General features: G+C 38.5%; 17 protein-coding genes. 9 read left to right on the top strand and 8 right to left on the bottom strand.

What is annotated here, in order from left to right:
* Positions 1-6 precede the first annotated feature (6 nt).
* From LC115_03645 to LC115_03635, 3 genes are all read left to right on the top strand, one after another.
* The gene (locus LC115_03645; GenBank protein ID MCZ2355780.1) at positions 7-1977 is read left to right on the top strand and encodes a sulfatase-like hydrolase/transferase; all 1971 of its coding nucleotides are present in this window, start codon (positions 7-9) and stop codon (positions 1975-1977) included.
* 95 nt (positions 1978-2072) lie between these two features.
* The gene (locus tag LC115_03640; protein ID MCZ2355779.1) at positions 2073-3677 is read left to right on the top strand and encodes a serine/threonine protein kinase; all 1605 of its coding nucleotides are present in this window, start codon (positions 2073-2075) and stop codon (positions 3675-3677) included.
* A gap of 64 nt (positions 3678-3741) precedes the next feature.
* The gene (locus LC115_03635; protein MCZ2355778.1) at positions 3742-5988 is read left to right on the top strand and encodes a gliding motility-associated C-terminal domain-containing protein; all 2247 of its coding nucleotides are present in this window, start codon (positions 3742-3744) and stop codon (positions 5986-5988) included.
* Here the strand turns inward: LC115_03635 and LC115_03630 are convergent.
* The gene (locus LC115_03630) at positions 5957-7444 is read right to left on the bottom strand and encodes a CCA tRNA nucleotidyltransferase (protein MCZ2355777.1); all 1488 of its coding nucleotides are present in this window, start codon (positions 7442-7444) and stop codon (positions 5957-5959) included. The two genes, LC115_03635 and LC115_03630, sit on opposite strands and share 32 nt — an antisense overlap.
* A 219-nt stretch (positions 7445-7663) precedes the next feature.
* On the opposite strand from LC115_03630, the gene apaG reads away from it, so the two are divergent.
* A complete protein-coding gene (gene apaG, locus LC115_03625) occupies positions 7664-8062 on the top strand; it encodes a Co2+/Mg2+ efflux protein ApaG (GenBank protein ID MCZ2355776.1) in 399 nt (132 codons plus the stop codon).
* Between the two features lie 19 nt (positions 8063-8081).
* Here apaG and LC115_03620 read toward each other — a convergent pair whose 3' ends face one another.
* The 5 genes from LC115_03620 to LC115_03600 all read right to left on the bottom strand — a co-directional run bounded on the left by LC115_03620 (position 8082) and on the right by LC115_03600 (position 13004).
* Positions 8082-8939, bottom strand: a complete 858-nt coding sequence (locus LC115_03620) for a hydroxymethylglutaryl-CoA lyase (protein MCZ2355775.1) — start codon at positions 8937-8939, stop codon at positions 8082-8084.
* Positions 8932-9732 carry a TerC family protein gene (locus tag LC115_03615; protein ID MCZ2355774.1) on the bottom strand — a complete coding sequence of 267 codons (801 nt, stop codon included), beginning with the start codon at positions 9730-9732 and terminating at the stop codon, positions 8932-8934. Before LC115_03615 ends, LC115_03620 begins: the two co-directional genes overlap by 8 nt.
* A 212-nt stretch (positions 9733-9944) precedes the next feature.
* Positions 9945-10268 (bottom strand): hypothetical protein, encoded by a 324-nt coding sequence (locus LC115_03610; protein MCZ2355773.1) that lies wholly within the window; start codon positions 10266-10268, stop codon positions 9945-9947.
* 4 nt (positions 10269-10272) lie between these two features.
* Entirely contained in the window at positions 10273-11628 is a 1356-nt protein-coding gene (locus tag LC115_03605) for a hypothetical protein (protein ID MCZ2355772.1), read from the bottom strand.
* Between the two features lie 62 nt (positions 11629-11690).
* Positions 11691-13004, bottom strand: coding sequence for a T9SS type A sorting domain-containing protein (locus tag LC115_03600; protein ID MCZ2355771.1), 1314 nt, complete (start codon positions 13002-13004; stop codon positions 11691-11693).
* Positions 13005-13154: 150 nt separating this feature from the next.
* On the opposite strand from LC115_03600, the gene LC115_03595 reads away from it, so the two are divergent.
* Together LC115_03595 and LC115_03590 are read left to right on the top strand one after the other, a co-directional pair.
* Positions 13155-13919: an IS5 family transposase gene (locus LC115_03595; GenBank protein ID MCZ2355770.1), complete on the top strand. Its 765-nt coding sequence runs from the start codon at positions 13155-13157 to the stop codon at positions 13917-13919.
* Between the two features lie 49 nt (positions 13920-13968).
* The gene (locus LC115_03590; protein MCZ2355769.1) at positions 13969-15189 is read left to right on the top strand and encodes a site-specific DNA-methyltransferase; all 1221 of its coding nucleotides are present in this window, start codon (positions 13969-13971) and stop codon (positions 15187-15189) included.
* A 208-nt stretch (positions 15190-15397) separates the two neighbouring features.
* On the opposite strand, the gene LC115_03585 is transcribed toward LC115_03590, so the two are convergent.
* Together LC115_03585 and LC115_03580 are read right to left on the bottom strand one after the other, a co-directional pair.
* On the bottom strand, positions 15398-16027 hold the full coding sequence (locus tag LC115_03585; protein MCZ2355768.1) for an SMI1/KNR4 family protein: 630 nt from the start codon (positions 16025-16027) through the stop codon (positions 15398-15400).
* 34 nt (positions 16028-16061) lie between these two features.
* Positions 16062-18347: a phospholipase D-like domain-containing protein gene (locus tag LC115_03580; GenBank protein MCZ2355767.1), complete on the bottom strand. Its 2286-nt coding sequence runs from the start codon at positions 18345-18347 to the stop codon at positions 16062-16064.
* A 166-nt stretch (positions 18348-18513) separates the two neighbouring features.
* On the opposite strand from LC115_03580, the gene LC115_03575 reads away from it, so the two are divergent.
* The 3 genes from LC115_03575 to LC115_03565 form a co-directional block, all read left to right on the top strand.
* A complete protein-coding gene (locus LC115_03575; GenBank protein ID MCZ2355766.1) occupies positions 18514-18777 on the top strand; it encodes a hypothetical protein in 264 nt (87 codons plus the stop codon).
* 4 nt (positions 18778-18781) lie between these two features.
* Positions 18782-20419: a S8 family serine peptidase gene (locus LC115_03570; protein MCZ2355765.1), complete on the top strand. Its 1638-nt coding sequence runs from the start codon at positions 18782-18784 to the stop codon at positions 20417-20419.
* Between the two features lie 357 nt (positions 20420-20776).
* A partial coding sequence (locus tag LC115_03565) for a hypothetical protein (GenBank protein MCZ2355764.1) occupies positions 20777-22792 on the top strand: 2016 nt, incomplete at its 3' end.

Below are 22792 nucleotides of genomic sequence, written 5' to 3'. Positions count from 1 at the left end.
CCTTGTATGAAATATTTACCGGGAAATATTCGGTTTGTTTTTTTATACTTAACTATTTCATTGATATTCAATGAATTATTGAGATTAACTTTTTTTATATATCATTACAATCATTTTTCTCAGTCAAATATTGCAGATATATTATTAGCATTTCTTTACGGTATTCGGTTTGATTTACCGGTAATCATTCTTTCTTCTGGGTGGTTATTTCTCTTATTATCACTGCCAATATTGCCATTACAAATTCAGCGTTGGCATAAGGCCGCTAATTTTTTGTTTTTAATTACCTTATTACCTGCGATAGCCCTTAACTTGATTGATATTGCGCACTTTGGGTTTAGTTCTAAACGGCTGACTTACGAGCTAACCGGTATGGTGCGGGATATTATGAACTTTTGGTGGAAAGGAGTGCAGGACTATTGGCCGCTAAGCGTTATCGCTGCCGTTTTTATGTATAGTTTTTATTGGTTGCTGCAAAAGTCAAGTGCTAAGTTACTCCAAAATGCGCCTCTCTATAGATACAAACGATTTACTTGGTTGATTCCCAGCATATTATTTTGTTTGTTTGTTATTGGAGTTCGGGGAGGGATTCAGATAAAACCACTGCGGCCGGCAATGGCTTTTTTTGCTGAAAATCGGGCTATCGGCTACCTAACCTTGAACACTCCCTATTCAATAGCCAGTAGCTTTTCTTCAGAAAAAGAACAATTATTGGCTATTATTCCTGAAAAGGAAGCTATCAAGCAGACCCGAAAACTCTGTAAAAATAAATTTGATAATGACTTTGAATCTGAAGAATATTCTTTTTTACGCACTACAAATTTTGTAGAACCCGAAAAAAAACTAAATGTTGTTATTATTATTTTAGAAAGTTTTACGGGAGATTTTGTCGGTTGCTTGAATGGAAGTAGTTTAGAACACAGTTTTACGCCAAACTTTGATACCTTGGCTCAAAAAGGGCTGTTATTCACTCATTTTTATGCGAATGCTACTCGTTCTATGGAGGCAGTGCCGGCTATCCTAAACGGTCAGCCGCACGTGATGCAGCATTCAATAATTGCTTCTGAGGTAGAAACCGCTCCTGTAATGGGCTTAGGCAGAATTTTACAAAAACGCGGATACCACACCTCGTTTTTTCATGGTGCTCAAAATGGCTCAATGGGTTTTGATAGCTATGCCCGAATATCCGGAATAAAACATTACATCGGATTAAGCCAATATCCAGCAAAATATCGTACCCGAGATTATGACGGCACTTGGGGTATCTATGATGAACCATTTTTCTTATTCTGGTCAGAATATCTAAATAAAATTCAACAGCCTTTTTTCTCGGTTTTGTTTACCTTATCGAATCATCATCCATACAAACTGCCTGATACCGGATATGAGTTTATTCAGCAAAAAAATATACATCAGCAGTATAAAACTCTGATGTATAGTGATTTATCATTAGGTAAATTCTTTCAAAGTTTTAGTAAAACGCCGGCTTTTGAGAACACTATTTTTGTGATTACGGCAGATCACTGTTTTAGTGAAGAATGGGTTCAAGATAGAAGGCTCCCTGATTTTAATCATGTGCCTTTGTTGTTATACGCACCTAAGCATATAAAACCCGGTATTGCCAATAACGTTGGCTGCCATGCCGCAATCTTGCCCACTATTATTGAGCTATTGCGCCTAAAAACAGAACACAGCAGTATTGCTCCTTCGCTCTTAGATTCCACTAAGTCATTTGCACTCACCCGATTAGATGAAATCTATACGTGGATACAAGATTCTACTTTTATTGCCAGTAACTTTAATGGATATTATGAATACGGTTTTAAAGCCAAACCCGGCAATGTTATTAACTGGGTTTCCGTTGGTAGGGACGATAGCCGGATTCAGCCAGCACGAAAAGAAGGCGAAAAAGATTTAATAGCTTATACACAGGCAGTTAAGAATTTAACTATTCAAGGAAAATGGTATTTTCCGTAGAATTAATCAAAATAAGTACCGAATCTTTTGAAATAATGATATTTCCAAAGACGTATTTTTTTTTCGACTTTTGAAAATTTGTTATTTTGCAGTCTATGCAGGTGTTGAATTATACCATTATACGTTCTCTGGGAGAAGGAGGCATGGGAGAGGTGTATCTTGCAAAACATAACCAATTAGAGCGTTATGTAGCAATTAAACAACTAAGCCCGCATCTACTTAAAAATAAGCACCTTATAGAGCGATTTAAAGCTGAAGCATTAACATTGGCGGGATTATCTCATCCAACAATCGTTACTTTATACGATTATGCCGAAACGCCGGAAGGCTTGTTTTTAATTATGGAATACGTTGAGGGAGAAACATTAGACAACATTATTTCTCCTCAAAATGGTAGGCTTCCAGAAGAAATCGTTATTCATTATTTTTCTAAGATTTTAGAGGGATTTAACTATGCCCATTCCAAAGGAGTAATACACCGCGATATTAAACCCGCTAACATCATGGTTTCCAATACGAACGAAGTCAAAATTTTAGATTTTGGAATTGCTAAATTGGTTGATAATGACGGAAAAAACCTAACCAAAACCGGCATGAAACTCGGAACGTTGCTCTATATGAGTCCAGAACAAATTCGAGGGGCAGCAATTGATTACCGTAGCGACATATACTCATTAGGCGTAACCCTCTATCAAATGCTAACCGGAAATGAACCTTATGATTATCAGCACCTTAGTGAATACGATATTACCCTAAAAATTGTTAATGAACCGCTGATAGATACGCAAAGCGAAGATAGCGAAATATCAAAAGAACTATGCATGATTTTAGAAACCGCTTTAGCCAAAGACCCAGAATCACGTTATCCAAGTTGTAATGACTTTAAAAATGCCTTAGAAACGTATTTACAACATAAAACACAGCCAAAATCCCATACCCAAGAACCCAAAACAGCCAAACCGGAGTTTGACATAGAATTAGAACTCCCACAAACGGCTAATTCGCCTAAGATTCCTACAAAATCCCAACAAAATATTACTGAACCGTATTCTAATAAACCAAATACACCATTAAAATCTACCTCTCCATTTAGCGTCATCTTAGGTATTATCGGCATAACTATTGTGGCCATTGTAGCTTACTTTGCCTTTTGGCCTCAGCCAAGTTCTTCTGACACAGAAATAAGTCAAGATTCTTTGGCCAATAGCTCGATAAATGCTATGGACTCTAATGCTCAAAGTTCGGCAGACACTCTCCAACCTAAAAATACTTCTAAGCCTACCCAACCGGTTCCCAAAACAACTTATCCTACCACCAATAATAAACCTAAGGAAAAACCCAAAGAAAATGGGCAGCACGAAACTACAAACAAACAGGAATCCCAAACAACGCTTACGACATCTGAAAATCAGGACATTACGATACTTAAAACTTTAACATGGAATGTTAATAACCGAAAAAATCTCATTGGAGACTTTATCTCTGAACTTTCACTGGAAAATACAGGTACTCAAAAGATAAAAACGGCAACTTTTCGGTTCAAACATTACAACAAACAGGGAAAACAGGTTCATCGGTCAGAAGAAAAAATAACCATTGAGCTGGCACCTAAAAGCAAAAAAATAATAAAACAAAAAGTTGCTACCGGCCCGGACGTTAAGACCCTTGAAGTTGAACTAATCGGCGGAAGTATTGAGTAAAAATAAGCTAACAAGCTGAGATTTAATTTTTATTTAATTGATTACAAACTATTAACTTAGAATAATGCGAATTTTTATCGCTCTTGTAGTTTGTTTGGGGTTAATTTCGGTTAAAGTTTTAGCACAATTAGAGGCTACGCATTGGTTTTTTGGGAATGGCGCAGGGCTTTCATTTTATTCAGGAAATCCGCAAATAGAGGTAGGAAGTCGCTTGGGCGCACCTGGCGGCTGCTCCGCCCTCTCTGATTCCACCGGCCAGCTACGCTGCTACTCTAACGGATACCAAGTTTGGAACCAAAATCACCAACTACTCATTAACGGAACAAACATCGGCGGAGACCCAACGGCATCTCAACCGGCATTATTAATCCCAAAACCCAAATCCAACAACGAGGTTTATCTATTTACAAACCAGCGAACAACGGGTAATTTTTCCGTAGCTATACTGGATTTATCAGCTCATAACGGGCAGGGAACATTGATTTCAAAACAAGTTTTGGCTTATAGAATGACCGAAAAACTAACCGCAGTACTTCATTCTGATAAAAAGTCTTACTGGATTCTGGGGCATCGCTGGGCATCTAACACATTTATTATCTGTAAACTCACAGAAACCGGCTTAGTGAGTATAGACTCCCAGCAAGTAGGGGCTATCCATATCGGAACACCCCGCAATGGCACAGGAGTTGCTAAGGTTTCACCAATAGGAAATTATCTTGTTTTAACTCGCCCTGATGATGACGCTTTTGATATTTTTGACTTTAATACCACTACGGGCCAAGTAACTTTTCGCAAAACAGTTACCACAATTCGCAACCCCTATGGCATAGCATTTTCGCCGGACGGTAATTTGGTATATGTTTCTGGATATTACTACGCACAAGGTGGAACACGAGTAAATCAAATTTTTCAAATAAAATTACCTAATTCAACACCCTCATTAATAGGTAGTTATTCTGACCCAACCTTTTATCCAGAATATCCTGCCGGAGATATGCAGTTTGGTTTAGACGGCAAAATTTACTTAGCCATAGATGGCCAATATGCTTTGGATGTTATCCATGAGCCAAATGTGGCCGGAAATAGATGCCGATTCCAGCATAAAGCATTGCCTTTGGGAAGCTATTTGAGCAGACTTGGCCTGCCAAATTTTGTACAATCATGGTTGGTTTTGAAGCCGGCTAACTTTACCGCTAAAGAAGTAGCTTGCACCGGCGTACCGGTAACTTTTAAAGCATCTCAAAAAATCCCAACACAAAGTAAAATATGGACTTTTCCTGATAATCAAATACTTAGTGGTGATTCCGTTTCGTATGTATTTCCAGACACCGGTATTTTTACCGTCAAATTAATCGTTTCTTTGGCCAATGGTACGCAGGATTCTATATCCAAAAAAATCACTATTTTACCGTATCCTCAAAATCCCTTTTTACCCGTTTACACTGCCTGCACAGGAGATGTAATCAAGTTAAATGCTCAAAATAACGGAGCAACATATTACTGGTCAGATGGTTATACGAGTTCTGAAATTTCAGTAACACTACCGGGTAAATATGCAGTATTGGTACGTTATGGTGGCGGAGTTTGTCAGGAAACATTTCAAACGGAGGTACAATTTATCACGCCGCCAAAACCTGACTTGGGAAACGATACTGTTTTTTGTGATTTACCTAAATGGGATTTAGCTGCTAACACTGCTGCAACAAGTTATCGTTGGTCTAATGGCTCTCATGATTCGATAATTACGGTTTCTCAAAGTGGCCGTTATTTTGTAGAAGCCTGTATAGGAAGCTGTTGCCGTTCGGATACCATTCAAATACAGTTTGTATCTTCTCCCAAGTTAAATCTTCCGGACACTGTTTTTTTGTGCCCAGAATCCGGTGAAACTCAATTGATTCAAGCTGGGCGTGCCAAATTTTATTTCTGGCAGCCCGGCAATGTATCTACTTCATGGTTTTTAGCGAGCCAATTAGGTATTTGCACCCTCACTTCTTGGAATGACCCGAATTGTGTTTCGATAGATACAATAACAATCCAAAGTAACTGCCATTATTTATGGATTCCGACAGCTTTTAGCCCTAACGGAGACGGGCATAACGATTTCTTTCAAATAGTGAGTCAAAATACTGAATCATTTGATTTTCAATTATTTGACAGAAATGGACAACTCGTTTTTGCAACTAAGTCGGCTGATTTTTCTTGGGATGGGGGAAACTATCCGGAATCTACTTTTTACTATACCGTAAAATACAGACTGTTAGGCTTTGATACAGAATATTTTAGGTCTGGGTATGTGATGTTGATTCGGTAGTTTTTGTAGCATTATTATTGGCAATAATTTTCGGCACTAATTCATCTAAATAGTTGATTGCTGCCTGAAATTCATTGGGGACAATTCCGTCTAAGATTACATTTCGGATTGCCAGTTTGATTTGTCCTACAGTAGGAGAGGGGTTTAATTTGTAGCGTTCCATAATAACTTCTCCGCTTACTGGTGGCTGCCAATTACGGAGGTGGTCGCGCTCTGTTATTTGGGCAATTCTCTCTTCAACGTGTTTGAAATTAGCTAAATAGCGATTTAGTTTCCGTTTATCTCGGGTGGTGATGTCGGCTCGGCACAGCTTCATTAAGTCCTCTAAATCATCACCGGCATCTACGACCAATCTACGAATAGCGCTATCGGTAACAACGTCATCCACCAGAGCAATGGGTCTTAGATGTAATTGAACTAACTTTTGGACATAGCGCATTTTTTCATTTAGGGGAAGTTTCAGGCGCGTAAAGATTTTGGGTACCATTTTAGCCCCTTTATCTTCGTGCCCATGAAAGGTCCAACCTGCCTTAGAGTCAAAACGTTTAGTTTGGGGTTTAGCAATATCGTGTAAAATAGCTGCCCACCGTAGCCACAAATTATCCGAATAAACAGACAGATTATCAAGGACTTGCAGCGTGTGCCAAAAATTGTCTTTATGTGCTTTTCCTTCCATTTCTTCAACACCACTTAGTTTCTGCATTTCAGGGAAAATCAGTGCCAAAAGTCCGGTTTCATATAATAATTTGAAGCCAGCGGAAGGCTTTACCGCCATAATCATTTTGTTTAGCTCTTCGCTAATGCGCTCATAAGAAATAATTGAAATACGACCGGCATATTGCTTAATGGCTTCTAATGTTTGGGGAAGTATCGTGAAGTTTAAGGTAGAAGCAAAGCGGATTGCCCGTAACATTCTCAGCGGGTCGTCAGAAAAAGTTATACAAGGGTCTGTTGGAGTACGGATTATTCGCTGGCGCAAATCCTCTATTCCATGAAATGGATCTATTAGCTGCCCAAAAGAATCTTGATTGAGAGATATAGATAAAGTATTTATAGTAAAGTCTCTACGTAATTGGTCATCTAACAAAGTTCCGTTTTCTACAATAGGTTTCCGAGAATGTTGCTTATAGCTTTCTTTGCGCGCACCGACAAATTCTATGGTATAATCTGCCATTTTAACCATAGCTGTTCCGTAGTTTTCATAAATAATTATTTCATGGCATCCGATAGCTGTAGCAAAATGCTGGGCAAAAGAGACACCATTTCCCAATACCACAATGTCAATATCTTTGCACGGGCGGTCAAGTAACCAATCTCTCACATAACCGCCAACGGTATAAACGGGGGTTTTTAATTGAGTACCAATATTTTTTAGAATTTGCCATAAAGACTTTTCTGCGGTCTCGGCAATGGGTAAAATCATGTTAGGGCTTATGAAGAGTTTATTAACCGCCACAATAGATGAATAAGGCTGCAAAGTTCGTAAATAAGAAATCACTAACAAACCCGAAAAAGGTTAGAAAATGGCTATCGTTTTATTTTTGGCTGTGATTCAGGATGCACGGCATTCTTCTTATCCGTTGATTATTAAACCACGACCTAAAATAATGCTTGAATTTTTAAAGAATGTAACTTTTTTGATAAAAGAATTGTAAATTGCAACAAAAGTTATTTTATGGAGCCGTTGCTTTCTTCCTTAACAACAAACGGAATTAAAATTTCTGTTCAAACACTGTTTATTGCAGACCAATCTTCGGTTGAGAAAGAGGTATATGTATTTGCCTACAAAATAGAAATTCAAAATTTATCCAGCAGAACTGTACAGTTGGTAAAAAGAAAGTGGTTGATTGTCAATTCGTATGGCGAGCATAGCGTTATTGTTGGAGATGGAGTTGTGGGGCAGCAACCAATTTTAGCACCCGGCCAAGCTCATCGTTATATGAGTGGTTGTGTTTTTAAAACGCCTATCGGCAAGATGGAAGGCACTTATACTATGGTTGATATTGATTCTCAGGAAAAATTTCAAGCAGTGATTCCGAATTTTATATTAGAAGCTAATGTTGTAAAAAATTAGTAATTAGCTAGTTACTAATTTAATGATGCTGAAAAACATTGTGGGAAATTTCAATAGATTTTTGCAGTTCATGTGTATTTAGCTTAAAATCAGGTACTTTAGAAGTTATAAAAGAATACAGGTTTTCTGTGGCTATATTTCCCACAAGTTCGTCTTTAGCAAACGGGCATCCGCCGAATCCGCCTATTGCACCATCAAATCTGCGGCAGCCGGCTTCCCAAGCAGCAGCAATCTTTTCCTGCCATGTATTGGGGTTAGAATGTAGATGTGCTCCCCACGTTGGCCCAGCCAAAGTAGATACTGCCGTAAAAGTCTTTGCTATATCAAATGTAGATGCTGTACCAACGGTATCTGCAAAAGATATAACCTCAATACCTAAGGTCTGCATCCTAAGTGCCCAAGCTAAGGTAATATCTGTATCCCATTTTTCCCCGTAAGGGTTTCCAAAGGCCATTGAAAGATAAATCACTAACTTTTTTTGATGTCTTTTACATAGACTTTGTATTTCCTGAACCAGTTCAAAGGCTTGTGTCAAATTTTGGTTGGTATTTCGTTGCTGAAATGTTTCTGATACCGAAAACGGAAATCCTATATAATCTACATAAGGATTCTGGCAGGCAGAATCTGCTCCGCGCTTATTAGCCACAATAACCAGCAATTGGGTATTTCCCTTTTCTTCGCCGATATTATGGAGGATAAAATCAGTATCCTGCATCTGTGGAATACTTTTGGGTGAAACGTAACTTCCTATATCTATTGTATGAAACCCAACTTTTAGGAGAGATTGGTGATATTTGATTTTTAGTTCGGTTGGGATAAACGCAGTAATACCCTGCATCGCATCACGAGGGCATTCTATTAATTGGACACTATTCATCTGTGGTTGGCGGTTTTTGTGGTTGTTTTTCTATGATTAGCTCAGGAGATTTCAGGCTTACCGGATCTCCTTTCTTTTGCGCTTTGATATTGAGTAATTCTACTAAAAGTGAAAAACTCATGGCAAAATAGATGTATGATTTCGGTATATGAAATTCAAGGCTTTCCAAAAATAGCATCATACCAATTAAAATCAAAAAAGACAATGCTAACATTTTTACAGATGGATGCTTAGATACGAATCTACCGATTGGCCGAGCCAGTAAGTTCATCAAAATCATGGAAATAGATAAAGAAATAGCCATTATCCATAAATTATGCGACATTCCTATAGCTGTAACCACAGAATCTATCGAGAAAATCAGGTCGAGTAATATAATTTGGCCTAAGACTTGACGAAATTCTTTTTTTAAAACATTTACGGTATGGTTACCCCCCTCTAACTTCTGGTGGATTTCGGTAGTTGCTTTTGCTATTAAAAACAGCCCACCAGCTAACATAATCAAACTTCTGATACTAACCGGAATATCCTCCTGCCCGGGAAGAAAATCAGGAAGATTCAGGATAAAAAGAGGCTCTTTCATTTCTGCCAAGAAACCAACGCCTAACAACAATACCACCCGCATCAGCATCGTTATGACTAATGCTAACCGCAGCCCCCGTTCTTGTTCATTAGGCTTTAGGCCGGATACCAAAATTGATACAAACACAACATTATCAATATCCAACACAATAATCATAGAGGTAAGACTTAATAATGCCCCTAATCCGGTAAAGCTAAGTAACTCTTCCACAAGTAAAGCGGTTGTATAAATTGTCCTGAAAATTTTATACCAACTCGCTAATATAATATCTATATCGTTAAGTAGTTTGCAACTACATTAAAAAAAATATGAACAGATTGTTTTTTTGTTTTTTACTATTTGATAACCAAATAGTAATGTTAAAAAAACAATCTGTTCACAAAACTTAATATAGCTGGGTTTTTAAACCACAACCTACTATTTTATTTAGGGTTCTTTTCTATAGATAGAATCTTATCCTTTTCGTCTGCGGGATTATTGGTGTTACTATTCCCTGAGTTTTGGGGGTTTGATGCCGGTATAGGGGCATTTTTATACATACTTATAGAGGTTCGTTCTTTTAACTCTTCGGGACTATAGTTAATCTTTGGTTCCGGTGCCTCATAAATAACGGCTTTGTCTTTGCTCATGGAATAAATACTTCTATTGCCTGACTCCGCGCTTTCTGCCTGTGGTACAGTTGATTGGCTATAGGCAAATGTACCGATAGTCAGTAAACATATTAAAGCAAAATAATTCTTTTTCATAAATTCAAGGATTATAGACGATTAAAATTAAGGTAGCTTGTAGTGCAGAAGTATTATCTCCACCGGAAATACAGTAATTACCGGCACCTAATCTTCCTTGCATATTAAAGGTATAAGTTCCATTTGAAGGTGCGGTATATTCTCCCATAAGACTTACTGAATTAAATGGAATATAGGCAACATTATAATCTAAAGAAGTACGTAGCCAAGCTCCATTGACGAAATCAGCTCCATTAACAGATACCCGTGCGTCCACTACCGCTCTGGTCGCATTAGCAGCACCATTGCAGTCGCTATCAGTCATGATGCCGGCTTCGGCAAGTGCCACTACTCTTTGGCCGGCTGTGAGGGTTAGGGCGGCAGTGCAACCAGGGTAAGTACCCCATGCAGCACTATTAATACAGAGATTTGCCGTACTTTGTTTAGCAACTACATTGGTAACGGTTAGTCCTGGTACTGTCCATGTAGGGGGAGAACCGGCACCGGCAGAGCGTAAAAAGGCACCGGCAGAACCGGCATTGCCATTTGGCATTAATGCACCAGAAAACCGAACATTACCGGAAACATCTAATCTTTCAGCTGGTGTTGTTGTACCCACGCCTAAGTTGGTGCTATTGAGCGAGAGTATTCCTCCAGCAATTGTAGTAATATCTATCCTATTGTTTGCAGCATTGATGATTCTGGCATTGTAGTCTTGTGCACTACCAGTTCCATAGTGAAAGTCAATATAGGGAACTCCACCTACTTGGGGGTTAGCTATGGAGTTTTGCCCGCCTAATTCAATACTACCGCCTTGGTCATTCTGCAAAATACTTACTTCAGAGGCATTTCCCCATCCAATATTTCCACCGACTACTCCTAATTTGTTAACTGGTGTAGTGATTCCTATGCCGACATTTCCTCCGGATTTGATTCTTGCTTTTTCAGTATTATTTGTTTTAAAAACAAGGTCGTTAGCATCTGTTGTTCCCAAAAAGTCTGTACCTGGGGTCGTTCCGCTATTACCAGCTAACAGCCAAGCGGCTGTTCCGCCATCGACTATTTTAATCCAGCGGGTTAAGACAATATTCCAATAATAAAATCCCGTGCCGGAGGCTCCTGTACCGGCTATGCCGTTATTGGTATTGTAAACAAGAAGGCCGGTGGCAGCGGTACCGGCTAAGCCGTAAGTACCGGTATTGGCTATAGAAACTCGGGGAATAAGCATCCCTTTGTTACTCGATGACACATCTAATATCGCACAGTCGGCAGCGTTGGCGCCGGTTTCATTAATAGCGATATTCTGTGCATATCCTAATTCCATCTGCAAAGCTATCAGCGCAGTGAAAAATAAAATAAAAGTAAAACTACGTGTTTTCATAAAAAATAAAAAATAAAAAATTAAAAATTAAAAGTTAAAAATTAAAAATTAAAAGTTAAAAGTTATTTATGGGGTGTTAGTAAAAACTTTTTGGTTAGTATTTTACTTTGGTTCATAAAGGTTACAAAATAGACTCCGCAGGTAAGGTTCTCTGAGTTGAATTTAACGGTATTCTGCCCTTTGGATAAAGAAACCTGCTCTGACAATACTTGCTGGCCAAGTGAGTTTGTTAGTTTAACATTGCCATCACGGTTTTCGGAAACATTTAGGAACACATATAAGCCGTCTTCTGCCGGATATACTAAAACGTCTTCTGTATTATCCGAACAGGGAGTAACAAATAGTGCTTCGGTACTGTATTTATTGCCGGTTACGTCCGTTTCTGTAATCCGATAAAAAGCAGGCTGGTTAAGCGGGTTTTTATCTAAATATTGGTAGTTTTGGGTAACTGATGAATTACCGGATGCCGGTATTGTTGCGAGGGTAGAAAAGTCATTTGGGCTTTGTCCCCGTTCTATCAAAAAGTGATGACTATTGGCTTCAGTAGCAGTGCTCCACTTGATTTCTACGGTGTTATGGGCAGAATAATCAGGTTTACATTTAGCATCAAAGGATAAAAAAGCCACAGGTAGGGGTGAGTCATTGTCAGTAAGTGTCCACCAGCGGAAGAGGTCGGAGCTAGTGAGAGCGTTGATAGTTACCGTATTGGTTACTGTGTTAATGCTTCCGGCCATCCAACCGTGCCAACTGTTATTTCCAGAGTTCCAGCGTTGCGCCCGTAGGTTAGTTTCTGTAATAGTATTTCCGGCTGCGGAATGTTCGCTATCTAAGTATTTGAAAGTAAAGTTGTTTAATCCGGGTTTAGTGGCATAGCTTCCTTCATTTACAACTCCCCAAAAACGGTCAATAACGTATTTAGAGTTATTTTGCCTTATACTGTCTCCTACGTGGGTTACGGCAGAGGGTCTAAATGTATTGTTATCCCAATTACCTCCTCCGTAAGTAGAGGCTAAAAAATAACCTGTAGCCGGTGAGCCGGCAGAGGCTACGTCAAAATAGATAGATACATCTTCGGTAGCCGGAGAGGCACTGTTTCTGAACGGTATCAGATAACCCGTTCCGGTGGTATTGCCGATATTCCATTTTACGAAGTTGTTTTCTGCTTCGGAGATTATCCCGCCTGACGTGTATGTGATGGCATTACTGGCAGGGTTTCCGATTACTAAGTAAATCGGGTTAGCTAATGTACCGCCTCTCATACGCATATAAGTAGCAGTTGAGCCAAACATAATCCTTGCTTGTGCAAAGACAGAGGTTATATCGCAGAGCAAAAACATTGATACAACCAAAACTTTAAAGTGTAAATTTGAATTCATATAAATTTCCTTTTATTTAGTAGATATTTTGATAAGAAGATAAGAGGTTGTTTAAAAATGGTGTAAAAATTGTTAAATTATTTAATATCACATGGTTAAATACATATTTATTTGTATATTGCTGATTATTAATCAGATAATTAAGCAAGTATGAAAGCCTACCCAACCAACCTAACTGATATTCAGTACGAAGCTATTGAAAAAATAGTAAATGATAACAGGAAAAGAAAGCATCCTTTAAGATGTATTGTAGACGCATTATTGTACATCACCAAAACTGGTGTTCAATGGAGATTGCTGCCTAAAGATTTCCCTAAGTGGCAACTCGTTTATTATTATTTCAGAAAATGGACAGCAGAAGGGCTTATTGAAGAAATACATGATTTTTTGCGTGATAAGTTAAGAAAGGAAAAAGGAAAACATGTTTCACCAAGTCTTGGATTAATTGATAGTCAAACTGTTAAAACTTGTTCTTTCTCGTTATCAAACGGTTATGACGGAAACAAGAAAATTAAAGGAAGAAAAAGACATATTATTACTGACACATTCGGATTTATTATAGCTATTGTGATTCATAACGCTGATATTCAGGACAGAGAAGGAGCTAAATATGTTCTTGAAGAATTAAGATATAAGTACCCTAGATTGACAAAAATATTGGCAGATCAAGGTTATACCGGTAACTTAGCTGAATGGATTTTAAAAAGTTTGAATTACACTTTGGAAATTGTAAAAAAAGTGGCAGGAATTAGTGGATTTAATGTCTTACCCAAGAGATGGATAGTTGAACGAACTTTTGGATGGCTTGGTTTTCAACGAAGATTGGTTAATGACTATGAATTCCACCCCGAATGCAGTACAAGCTTTGTGCACTTAGCTATGATTAGAATTATGCTTAACAGAATAAAAAAATAAATTTTAAACAACCTCTAAGCCTGTTGCAAGATATTTTAAAGATAAGGATATGGAAAAAGATGGGGAGAATTTCGGACGAGTTACTGTAAGTACAAAGTTACCTGAGGATATTGGAATGTCGCAAGATGGTACGAAAGAAGTTCGTGAAATTTTTGACGACAATATTATTTTCCCATTTCCAAAAACATTTAAACTATTAAAACATTTGTTTTCTACATCAACTGATAAAAATTCCATTATTCTCGACTTCTTTGCAGGTTCCGGCACAACAGGGCACGCCGTTATGCAACTAAATGCAGAAGATGCTTCGACAGGCTCAGCATCCGGCAATAGAAAATTTATTCTTTGTCAAATAGATGAACCTATAAGCAAAGACGAACCGGCTTACAAGTTTTGTATAGAAAATGGTTTACCGCCTGTTATTTCAAGCATTACCATAGAGCGGCTGAAACGAGCAGGAAATCAATTACGAATTAAAAATGACGAATTACGAAAGAAAAAAGCGGGCGAGCTGAATTTTGAAAACACGGGCATTGAGCTAAATTTTGAAAACACGGGCACTGAGCTAAACTTTGAAAACACGGGCACTGAGCTAAACTTTGAAAACACGGGCACTGAGCTAAACTTTGAAAACACGGGCACTGAACTAAATTTTGAAAACACGGGCACTGAGCTGAATTTTGAAAACACGGGCACTGAGCTGAATTTTGAAAACACGGGTACTGAGCTAAATTTTGAAAACACGGGCACTGAGCTAAACTTTGAAAACACGGGCACTGAGCTGAATTTTGAAAACACGGGCACTGAACTGAATTTTGAAAACACGGGCACTGAGCTAAACTTTGAAAACACGGGCACTGAGCTAAACTTTGAAAACACGGGCACTGAGCTAAACTTTGAAAACACGGGCACTGAGCGTAGCCGAAGTGCCGATATTGGCTTTAAAGTATTTGACAGCGTAGATGCACCCAAATTAGAAATAGAAGACGGACAAATTATTTTTCCAAAACTCAATGATGATGCTTTAAGCCGCATTTACAATATGATTTTCACCGTTGGTCTTGACGAGCCAACACAAGTTCCCGAAGAGGTGGTAAAAGATTGCATTTACAAAATCGGCAACCATTATTACATAACCAACAGCGAGAAAATAACCAGTGATGATTATTCAAACGCCATTAAAAACGGCAAAGTATTTATAGACGGTTGGACAGCCAGCCTCAACGGAACTTTGCAGAACTATAAAGAAGATGTGAAGATTGTGTTTTAAGCCTTACGCAAGTTTTTTTAAAATAAAGCAATAAGTTCTTTTTAGCTATGTGTTTAAGTTTCGTTTTTAAATATAAGTAAACCCGTTTAGGTTATTGATTTTCAATAATCTAAACGGGTTTGGTATGAAATATTGTTGATTTACGATTTTTTAGTAAATTTCTTTATTATAGCTGAATATCAGTGGATTATCAGCCATAAAGTGTTTTTTATCTATCATCATCGTTGGTCTCTTCGTCGCTATCTTCGTCATCGTAATCATAACTGTCATCATCATTATAGGTGATTCCGTAAAATTCTTCAGAATAAATTAATTTACCGTTTATCAGGTCATCTTTATATTTAGTAACCCATTCAGTAAATGAATTTGCTTCTAAGGTACGTTCGTCAGAGTCATGCCACATTCTGATGATTTGCCCTGATATTCCTCCTTCTGCCGGGTCTAAGTCAATGCAATAATGATTTCCTGCTCCGTCATAAGTTATTGGAATCCAAGATGCGTTCCACCAATCTTCTTTTATGCCATAATCTGGATCTGAGTAAAATGCTTCGTCTTCTTCTTGAAAAGTACCGCTATCTAAGAGTCCTTTCCAGATACCCCATTCACCTTTTATTCGTTCAAAAGATAGCCATTCTTCGCATCTAAAAAAGCCTCCGCTATCACCTTTTTGTCCATTATGAACTTTGTAAAATGCGATAAAGTCATCTGGTAGCTTTACATTAATGGTTTTTTCTAAATCAGCGATTTCTTCATCTGAAACGCCGCTATTCAGATCATTTAGAATATCAGGAGCGATTTCCTTTAACTTCAATTCTATTAACTCCCATATCTTTTTCATACAAAAGTATTTAATGATGATGATGTTAAGGGAACTATCGAACGACTAATTTGGCAGTAGCAGTGTGTTGGTTATCTTGAATCAAGATTTGATAAACACCTGATAATAAGTGATTTTCAATAGAAATCTGGTAATCTTCACCCGGTTGTGTGCTGTAGTTATTTTGGAAAACTTTTTTACCTACTATATCATAAACTACAATAGATATTGAGTTGCTTGTGGTGTTTCCGGATACAGTAAAGTTTCCTTCGGTAGGGTTTGGATACACGATAACTGCCTGTTTTGTATTTTCAGATACGTTGTTATTGGTGGTTATGCAGTTTGTTCCGCCATTATCTATCCAGCGTTGGGCAAATTCCTGAAAATACTGATTTGCAATAGATAAGTCATGGACGATTACGGTGTTTTCGTCATTACGGGATTCTGCGCTATTGCTCCAGTTATGAGAACCGGTAAGCACAAGCGGATCTAATGCTGCTGATTCTTTATCCACAATTAAGTATTTGTGGTGCATAAGTCCGGAACCTGTATAGATTTTTAAATCATTGTTCATCACATTAGACATTGTGAAAAAAGCGCCAGTTGCACCGGAGGTGTCGTTGATAATTCCTTCTGCGCAAGTCATTGCGGGATACTTGGTGGCAACTCTACCGGCTACGTCTGTGCGGCTAAGCACTAAATTAACAAAATGGAAAGAGGATGTAGCGTTATTAAGAGCCGTTAAAATCTGCTCATTGGTTCCGTCAGAGGGGGAAAAATATACCTCTACCCGTTTGCCATTTATGTTAAATTCATGCGGGGTGTTGTCTAACTTGTTGTTTCCGAAACGCCCTTGAGTAAGGTTCGGGGTAAGGGTGTTAGACCCCCACATTTCCTCAAACTCCATTGTATAAGCTCTCGCTATACTTTGGTCTTGGAAGATAATTACGTTATTAAAGTCTGTGTTAATCTGTTGTTTTGTCCAGTTTGTAGATCCTGTCCAGACGAATGCGTCGTTAGGGTCAGCAGTTGCGACATCAATGACTACGAATTTATTGTGCATAATTCCGTAGAATCCGCCGGCTGGGCTGGTACCTTGTGGGCTGGTTATTTTGTTAATAGCTGAATTTAGTGTCCCTAATCCGGTTGAGGAAGTACTTCCGTCAGCAATTACCCGCACCGAAACGCCACGGCTATACGCATTATTAACCGCTTGTGTAATATCTGAAAGTCCTGTATTATTCCAGTTGTAAATACAAATATCTAACGTAGATTTTGCTCGGTTGATGTAAGCAATCAAGGTATCATCTACGGTAGTTGGTAGTTGAATGGCATTGGTTCCGGTACTGTATGAGTTATTAACACTTCTGGTAAAATATGTTTGAATAGTTCCACTTGATAAGGAGGCCGTCATCATGGGATAAATTGCGGAGCTGGAAACTCCAAAGGAGTTTTCAGAAGTTACTTTCACATAATACACCGTAGCGGGCGTTAATCCGGTTAAACCTAAACTATGGTTAGTTACTTGGGTTGCGTCATAAGTGTTTGAACCCAAAGAGAGCGTTAAACCATATTCTATTTTAGTATCTCCGTTATTTTGGGTATTAAACTGAATATCAAAGCTATAGGGTGTGATATTTGTTTGGAATGGTTTTGAGATTATATTCGGTTCTGCGCCTAATATGAAATCAGCATACAATCTGGGTAAGATTTGATAGCCATTTGTGCAGCCGCTTGTTGGGGAGGAGCAAAACTGGCTCATGATACCGAGCAATGAAAAGGTGCTTGTGGGGGGTGTTTTTCCGACCACTCCTGTGGCTCCGGTAGAGTTTGTGTTTGCCCGCATCTGGGTAACGGCCACACCGTTGATGTTGTAATTCGTATTTCCGGCAAAACTGGAAACTGCTCCGCCGGCAGTAGTGGTAATGTTGGTGATTCCGTCTAACCGAACGAGCATCCCTTCATAAGCCTCTGCAAACGCATTGGCAGTTTGCCCTGCGGGAAAAACGACCGGACTCGGAAGCGGGTTTCCCGAAGAAATTATCTGCACATTTGAAACCGGAGATAGCTGTAACAAATTGTTGTATTGAGCTAAAGTACCGGTAACAATCACACTATCACCTCGATTGGTAGAGGCCATCATAGCGGCAGAAAAAGTACCGATTCCACCCGTAGCATCTTGAATATAGCGGGTAGCCGTCCCAAATTCGTTACCGTTGGTAACAATCCCGGTAATCGTTACCGTAGAGTTAAGCGCACTTGCACGTGCCTGCGAAATGGGAATTTGAGCATTAACCTTCAAAACAGTAAGCCCAAGAAATAACATCAAAAAATGTTTCATAAAAAATCTTTTGAGCAAATATATTGCAGTATAGCTTACGGAACAAAAAATTTCAGCCGATTCGTTATATTTTGTTGAAAAAAGTATCCGCAGGAATTATATCCCCCAAAGTAATAACTTTTTCCAAAATAACCCGTTTAACGCTAAAAATCCTTATTATTGCATAATGGAAAATAATACCAAGCATCAAATTATTGGTCAGGTTCAATATGAAGCTATCGAAACTGGTATTTGGTATATTTTAGACAATGAAGGAAACCGCTGGCGACCAATTAAGTTTCCTAAAAAACTAAAAAAGATTGGTCTCTCTATTAAAGCTATCCTAAAAGAATCAAATATTATCTCCTTTGAAATGTTTGGAATCCCTGTTCAAATTGTTAAATACAAAATAATGGACGAAGTAATGGACAATAATCCTACTAAATCGTAAATATATGTTCAATTTTATTGACTTATTTGCCAATTTATACCCATTTTCACAAATGCTGGTGCTGTTTTTTATGGCGATATGGCATTTGTATGACCTCAAAGATAGTTTTCCAATATGGGTAAAAATATCACTATTACTTGGGCTTATTTTATACTTCGTTAGTTTTTTAGCAAATTATGAATTCCAAATGTTTATGATAATTTGGTTTTTCAGAGATGTGCTAATTTATCTTATGGGTATAAAACTGCTGGATATTTTGTTTAAATTCAAGTGGATAGTAATTTCTGGGTTAGTAGTAGCCGGAATCGGATTTTGGGTGTACCAACAAAAATATGGGAATCCTTTGGAAGATAAGGACACTAAAATAAGCTCATTTAACCCGGATGCGGAGTTTTTGGTGGAGTTTAGCAGCCCTGAAAAATTACGTGAGTTTCAGCAAAAATTTATGGAACATAAATTCACCCTTGAACCGGCTTTTCCGCAACTAAAAAGCCCTGATAAAACCGACTTAGATGATTTTTACGTGTTAGATCTTACGGATATTAAAGATCCTAACCAAACCGAAATTGATAAACTAACCCATGAATTAGAAAAACTCAAACTTATCAATTACATTGAGTATAACGACCCCATTCAAGTTTGGCCTAATGAAGCCGAAGCGCAGCAATATAGTAGCCCAAACAGCACTTATGTTGCTGTAAATGATGAATTAGCAGCCAACCAATGGGCTTTATCTACCATGAAAATGGACAAATTAGTGAAAGTTTTAAAAAATAAAATCCCCGTAAAAAAATCCAATATCTTTATTTTAGATACCGGAGTTGATGCCAAACATTCTGACTTATCTGCTAATTATAAGTCTTTTAGAAGTTCTTATAATAGAGATACCGATAAACACGGCACACATTGCGCCGGAATTGCCGCCGCAGTAACCAATAATAAGCTGGGAATAGCCTCTTTAAACCTAACGAACAAATATACCAGCATCACCAGTATTACGGTTTTGCCAAAAGGTAGAGGCACCCAAGAAAGTATTGTGGACGGAATGATAGAAGCTGCAGATAACGGCGCAGAAGTTATTTCGATGTCATTAGGTGGCCCCAGGGTAGAATCTAAACAAAAAATCTATGAAAGAGCTATTCAATATGCAAATCAAAAAGGGGCCATTGTGGTGGTAGCCGCCGGAAATGACGGAAAAAGCGCCTCAAACAATGTACCGGCATCTTGCGAAGGAGTGATTGTGGTAGCCGCAACAGACAACAACGACCGTATAGCACGCTTTTCAAGCACACTCAAAGAACAAAATTATCGCATCGCTGCCCCGGGAGTAGATATATTATCAACTATTCCGAACAATAAATATAATACCTTTAGTGGCACCTCCATGGCCACGCCCTTAGTAGCCGGTTTGGTTGGAATACTAAAATCCTTAAAACCAAGCCTTAACACCCAAGAAGTTTGGCAGATTTTAGATGATACCGGTATCTATCCATATCCAGAGAAAGACGAAAGTCTATCCGGAAAAATCATCCAACCTGCTGAAGCTATTTTACAACTTGATCAAAAAACACCCGGAGAATCATGGATTTTATCAATCTGGGAAACAATCATAGACTTTCTATACAAGGTTTTCCTATATTAAGTATTCTAAGTAGAAACTTAATCAATTCTTAAATAATCAACTAATTGATTATCAGTTGTTTTTAAAAAAAAGTAATTTTATCTATAATAATTTAGATAAAATTATCTAACCAAAAAGATGTTTGGCTAATTATTTGCTGTCAGTTATTCCCGATAGCTATAATGTTGGTTTTGTAGTAAATAGAAAAAAAACAGGATTGCATATTGTTAAATATTCTATATGTATATTTGGAACAATTCTATCTCGTATAAATTTTAGTACTAAATATCATTACAAGAAAAGATTAAAACTATCATTACCAACTTGTTATAGAATCAAAATTACAAAAATAAAAAACAACTTAAAGAAGTACAAACAATGAAAAACAGTTCAATTTTACGATTAATCGTAGTACTCACGGCAGTTTTATGGGTTAATATAGCTGCGAAATCTCAAACAATCATTACTGTTGCCGGGGTAGGTACAACAGGTTTTTCCGGAGACGGAGGTCCTGCTACTTCTGCGCAAGTAAATTCCCCAACCAGCGTTTGCCGGGACATCTATGGAAACTTGTATATCGCTGACCGTTATAATCATCGCATACGGAAAGTAGATGCCAATACAGGTGTTATCACTACCATTGCAGGCACAGGAACCGCTGGATTTTCAGGTGACGGCGGTCTGGCTACTGCTGCTCAATTTAATCAACCAATTGGGATTATTGTAGCTGTTGATGGAACAATATACATCTCTGACAATAATAATAATCGTATTAGGAAGATTGATACCGCCGGAATTATCACTACTATTGCAGGTACTGGAACTGCCGGTTTTTCCGGAGACAATGGACCCGCTACTGCGGCAAACCTAAAATTACCATGGGGAGTTGCTCTGGATAGTAATAATAAGCTATACATTGCCGATAGAGATAATGACAGAGTAAGAAAGATTGATATTAATACAGGTATTATTACAACCGTTGCCGGAACAGGCACAACAGGCTACTCTGGTGATGCTGGCCTTGCTACTTCAGCTAACTTTAACAAACCTATTTCGGTAGCCGTTGATACCGCATTTAACTTATACATAGCAGATGAGAATAATCATCGTGTTAGAAAAGTTACATACGCAACGGGTATTGTAAATAAAATTGCAGGAACAGGTGCCGGAGGCTATAATGGAGACGGCGGAGCTGCGGTAGGGGCACAACTCAATTACCCAAGTGGGGTAGCAGTAGATTTGGCTGGCAATGTCTATATCAGCGACCGGATGAATCATCGTCTAAGAAAAATAAATACATCAGGAACAATCAGTACATTTGCCGGAACAGGATCTGGCGGCTTTTCTGGGGATGGCGGAAATGCAACCTCAGCAAAAATCCTTTACCCAAGAGAATTATTTTCTGACGGATCAGGAAATATCTACTTTACGGATACAAATAATAACCGTATCAGAAAAATCACCTATTGTAATCTTCCTACAATACCAGCTATAGCTGCAAGCCAAAATAATTTCTGTGTTGGAGACAGCACCACCCTTACTATCACAAGCGGGAGTTTAAATGCGGCTCTTAACTGGCAATGGTATGACATATCTTGTGGTGTACACAATATAGGAAGCGGTACATCAATAACCGTTAGTCCGCTAACTACCACTACTTACTATGTTCGTGGCGAAGGTGGTTGTGCTACACCTTACGGCTGTGGTAGCATCACCATTAACGTTAATCAAGTTCCGCAACAGCCTTCATCTATTTCAGGGGATACAATAATTTGTTCAGGATTGTCCAAAACCTATTCTATCAATCCTGTTTCCGGTGCTACAAATTATACATGGACTTTACCCAACGGCTGGACGGGTAACTCTACTTCTACAAGCATTAATGCTACAGCCGGAAATGCCGGCGGTACTATCTCTGTAATAGCCAATAGCAACTGCGGAAGCAGTACCGCTCAAACATTGGCTATTAACGTAGCACAAGCACCTGCACAACCCGGAAGTATTTCAGGAAGTACAACAATTTGCGCCAGTTCTTCTAATACCTATTCTATCAATCCTGTTTCCGGTGCTACAAATTATACATGGACTTTACCCAACGGCTGGACGGGTAACTCTACTTCTACAAGCATTAATGCTACAGCCGGAAATGCCGGCGGTACTATCTCTGTAATAGCCAATAGCAACTGCGGAAGCAGTACCGCTCAAACGTTGGCTATAACAGCAACTGCCGTTGATATATCTGTATCAGTAAATGCGGCATCATTAACTTCAAATGCTTCTTCCGCAAGCTATCAATGGGTAAACTGCCCCTCAATGACTTTCATTAATGGAGAAACTAACCAAGTTTATAGCCCGATTTCAAGTGGAAATTACGCAGTAATCGTAACACAAGGT

Source organism: Bacteroidia bacterium, from assembly GCA_026932145.1.
Classification (GTDB): domain Bacteria; phylum Bacteroidota; class Bacteroidia; order J057; family JAIXKT01; genus JAIXKT01.
Note: the sequence above shows the minus strand (reverse complement) of the source record. Positions and strands in the feature narration are given on the sequence as shown.

What these genes read in the sequence shown, in the direction of transcription:
- LC115_03645 (MCZ2355780.1), top strand. Translation starts at nt 7, where the DNA reads ATGAAATATTTACCGGGAAATATTCGGTTTGTTTTTTTATACTTAACT.
- LC115_03640 (MCZ2355779.1), top strand. Translation starts at nt 2,073, where the DNA reads ATGCAGGTGTTGAATTATACCATTATACGTTCTCTGGGAGAAGGAGGC.
- LC115_03635 (MCZ2355778.1), top strand. Translation starts at nt 3,742, where the DNA reads ATGCGAATTTTTATCGCTCTTGTAGTTTGTTTGGGGTTAATTTCGGTT.
- apaG (MCZ2355776.1), top strand. Translation starts at nt 7,664, where the DNA reads ATGGAGCCGTTGCTTTCTTCCTTAACAACAAACGGAATTAAAATTTCT.
- LC115_03620 (MCZ2355775.1), bottom strand. Translation starts at nt 8,939, where the DNA reads ATGAATAGTGTCCAATTAATAGAATGCCCTCGTGATGCGATGCAGGGT.
- LC115_03610 (MCZ2355773.1), bottom strand. Translation starts at nt 10,268, where the DNA reads ATGAAAAAGAATTATTTTGCTTTAATATGTTTACTGACTATCGGTACA.
- LC115_03605 (MCZ2355772.1), bottom strand. Translation starts at nt 11,628, where the DNA reads ATGAAAACACGTAGTTTTACTTTTATTTTATTTTTCACTGCGCTGATA.
- LC115_03600 (MCZ2355771.1), bottom strand. Translation starts at nt 13,004, where the DNA reads ATGAATTCAAATTTACACTTTAAAGTTTTGGTTGTATCAATGTTTTTG.
- LC115_03595 (MCZ2355770.1), top strand. Translation starts at nt 13,155, where the DNA reads ATGAAAGCCTACCCAACCAACCTAACTGATATTCAGTACGAAGCTATT.
- LC115_03590 (MCZ2355769.1), top strand. Translation starts at nt 13,969, where the DNA reads ATGGAAAAAGATGGGGAGAATTTCGGACGAGTTACTGTAAGTACAAAG.
- LC115_03585 (MCZ2355768.1), bottom strand. Translation starts at nt 16,027, where the DNA reads ATGAAAAAGATATGGGAGTTAATAGAATTGAAGTTAAAGGAAATCGCT.
- LC115_03580 (MCZ2355767.1), bottom strand. Translation starts at nt 18,347, where the DNA reads ATGAAACATTTTTTGATGTTATTTCTTGGGCTTACTGTTTTGAAGGTT.
- LC115_03575 (MCZ2355766.1), top strand. Translation starts at nt 18,514, where the DNA reads ATGGAAAATAATACCAAGCATCAAATTATTGGTCAGGTTCAATATGAA.
- LC115_03570 (MCZ2355765.1), top strand. Translation starts at nt 18,782, where the DNA reads ATGTTCAATTTTATTGACTTATTTGCCAATTTATACCCATTTTCACAA.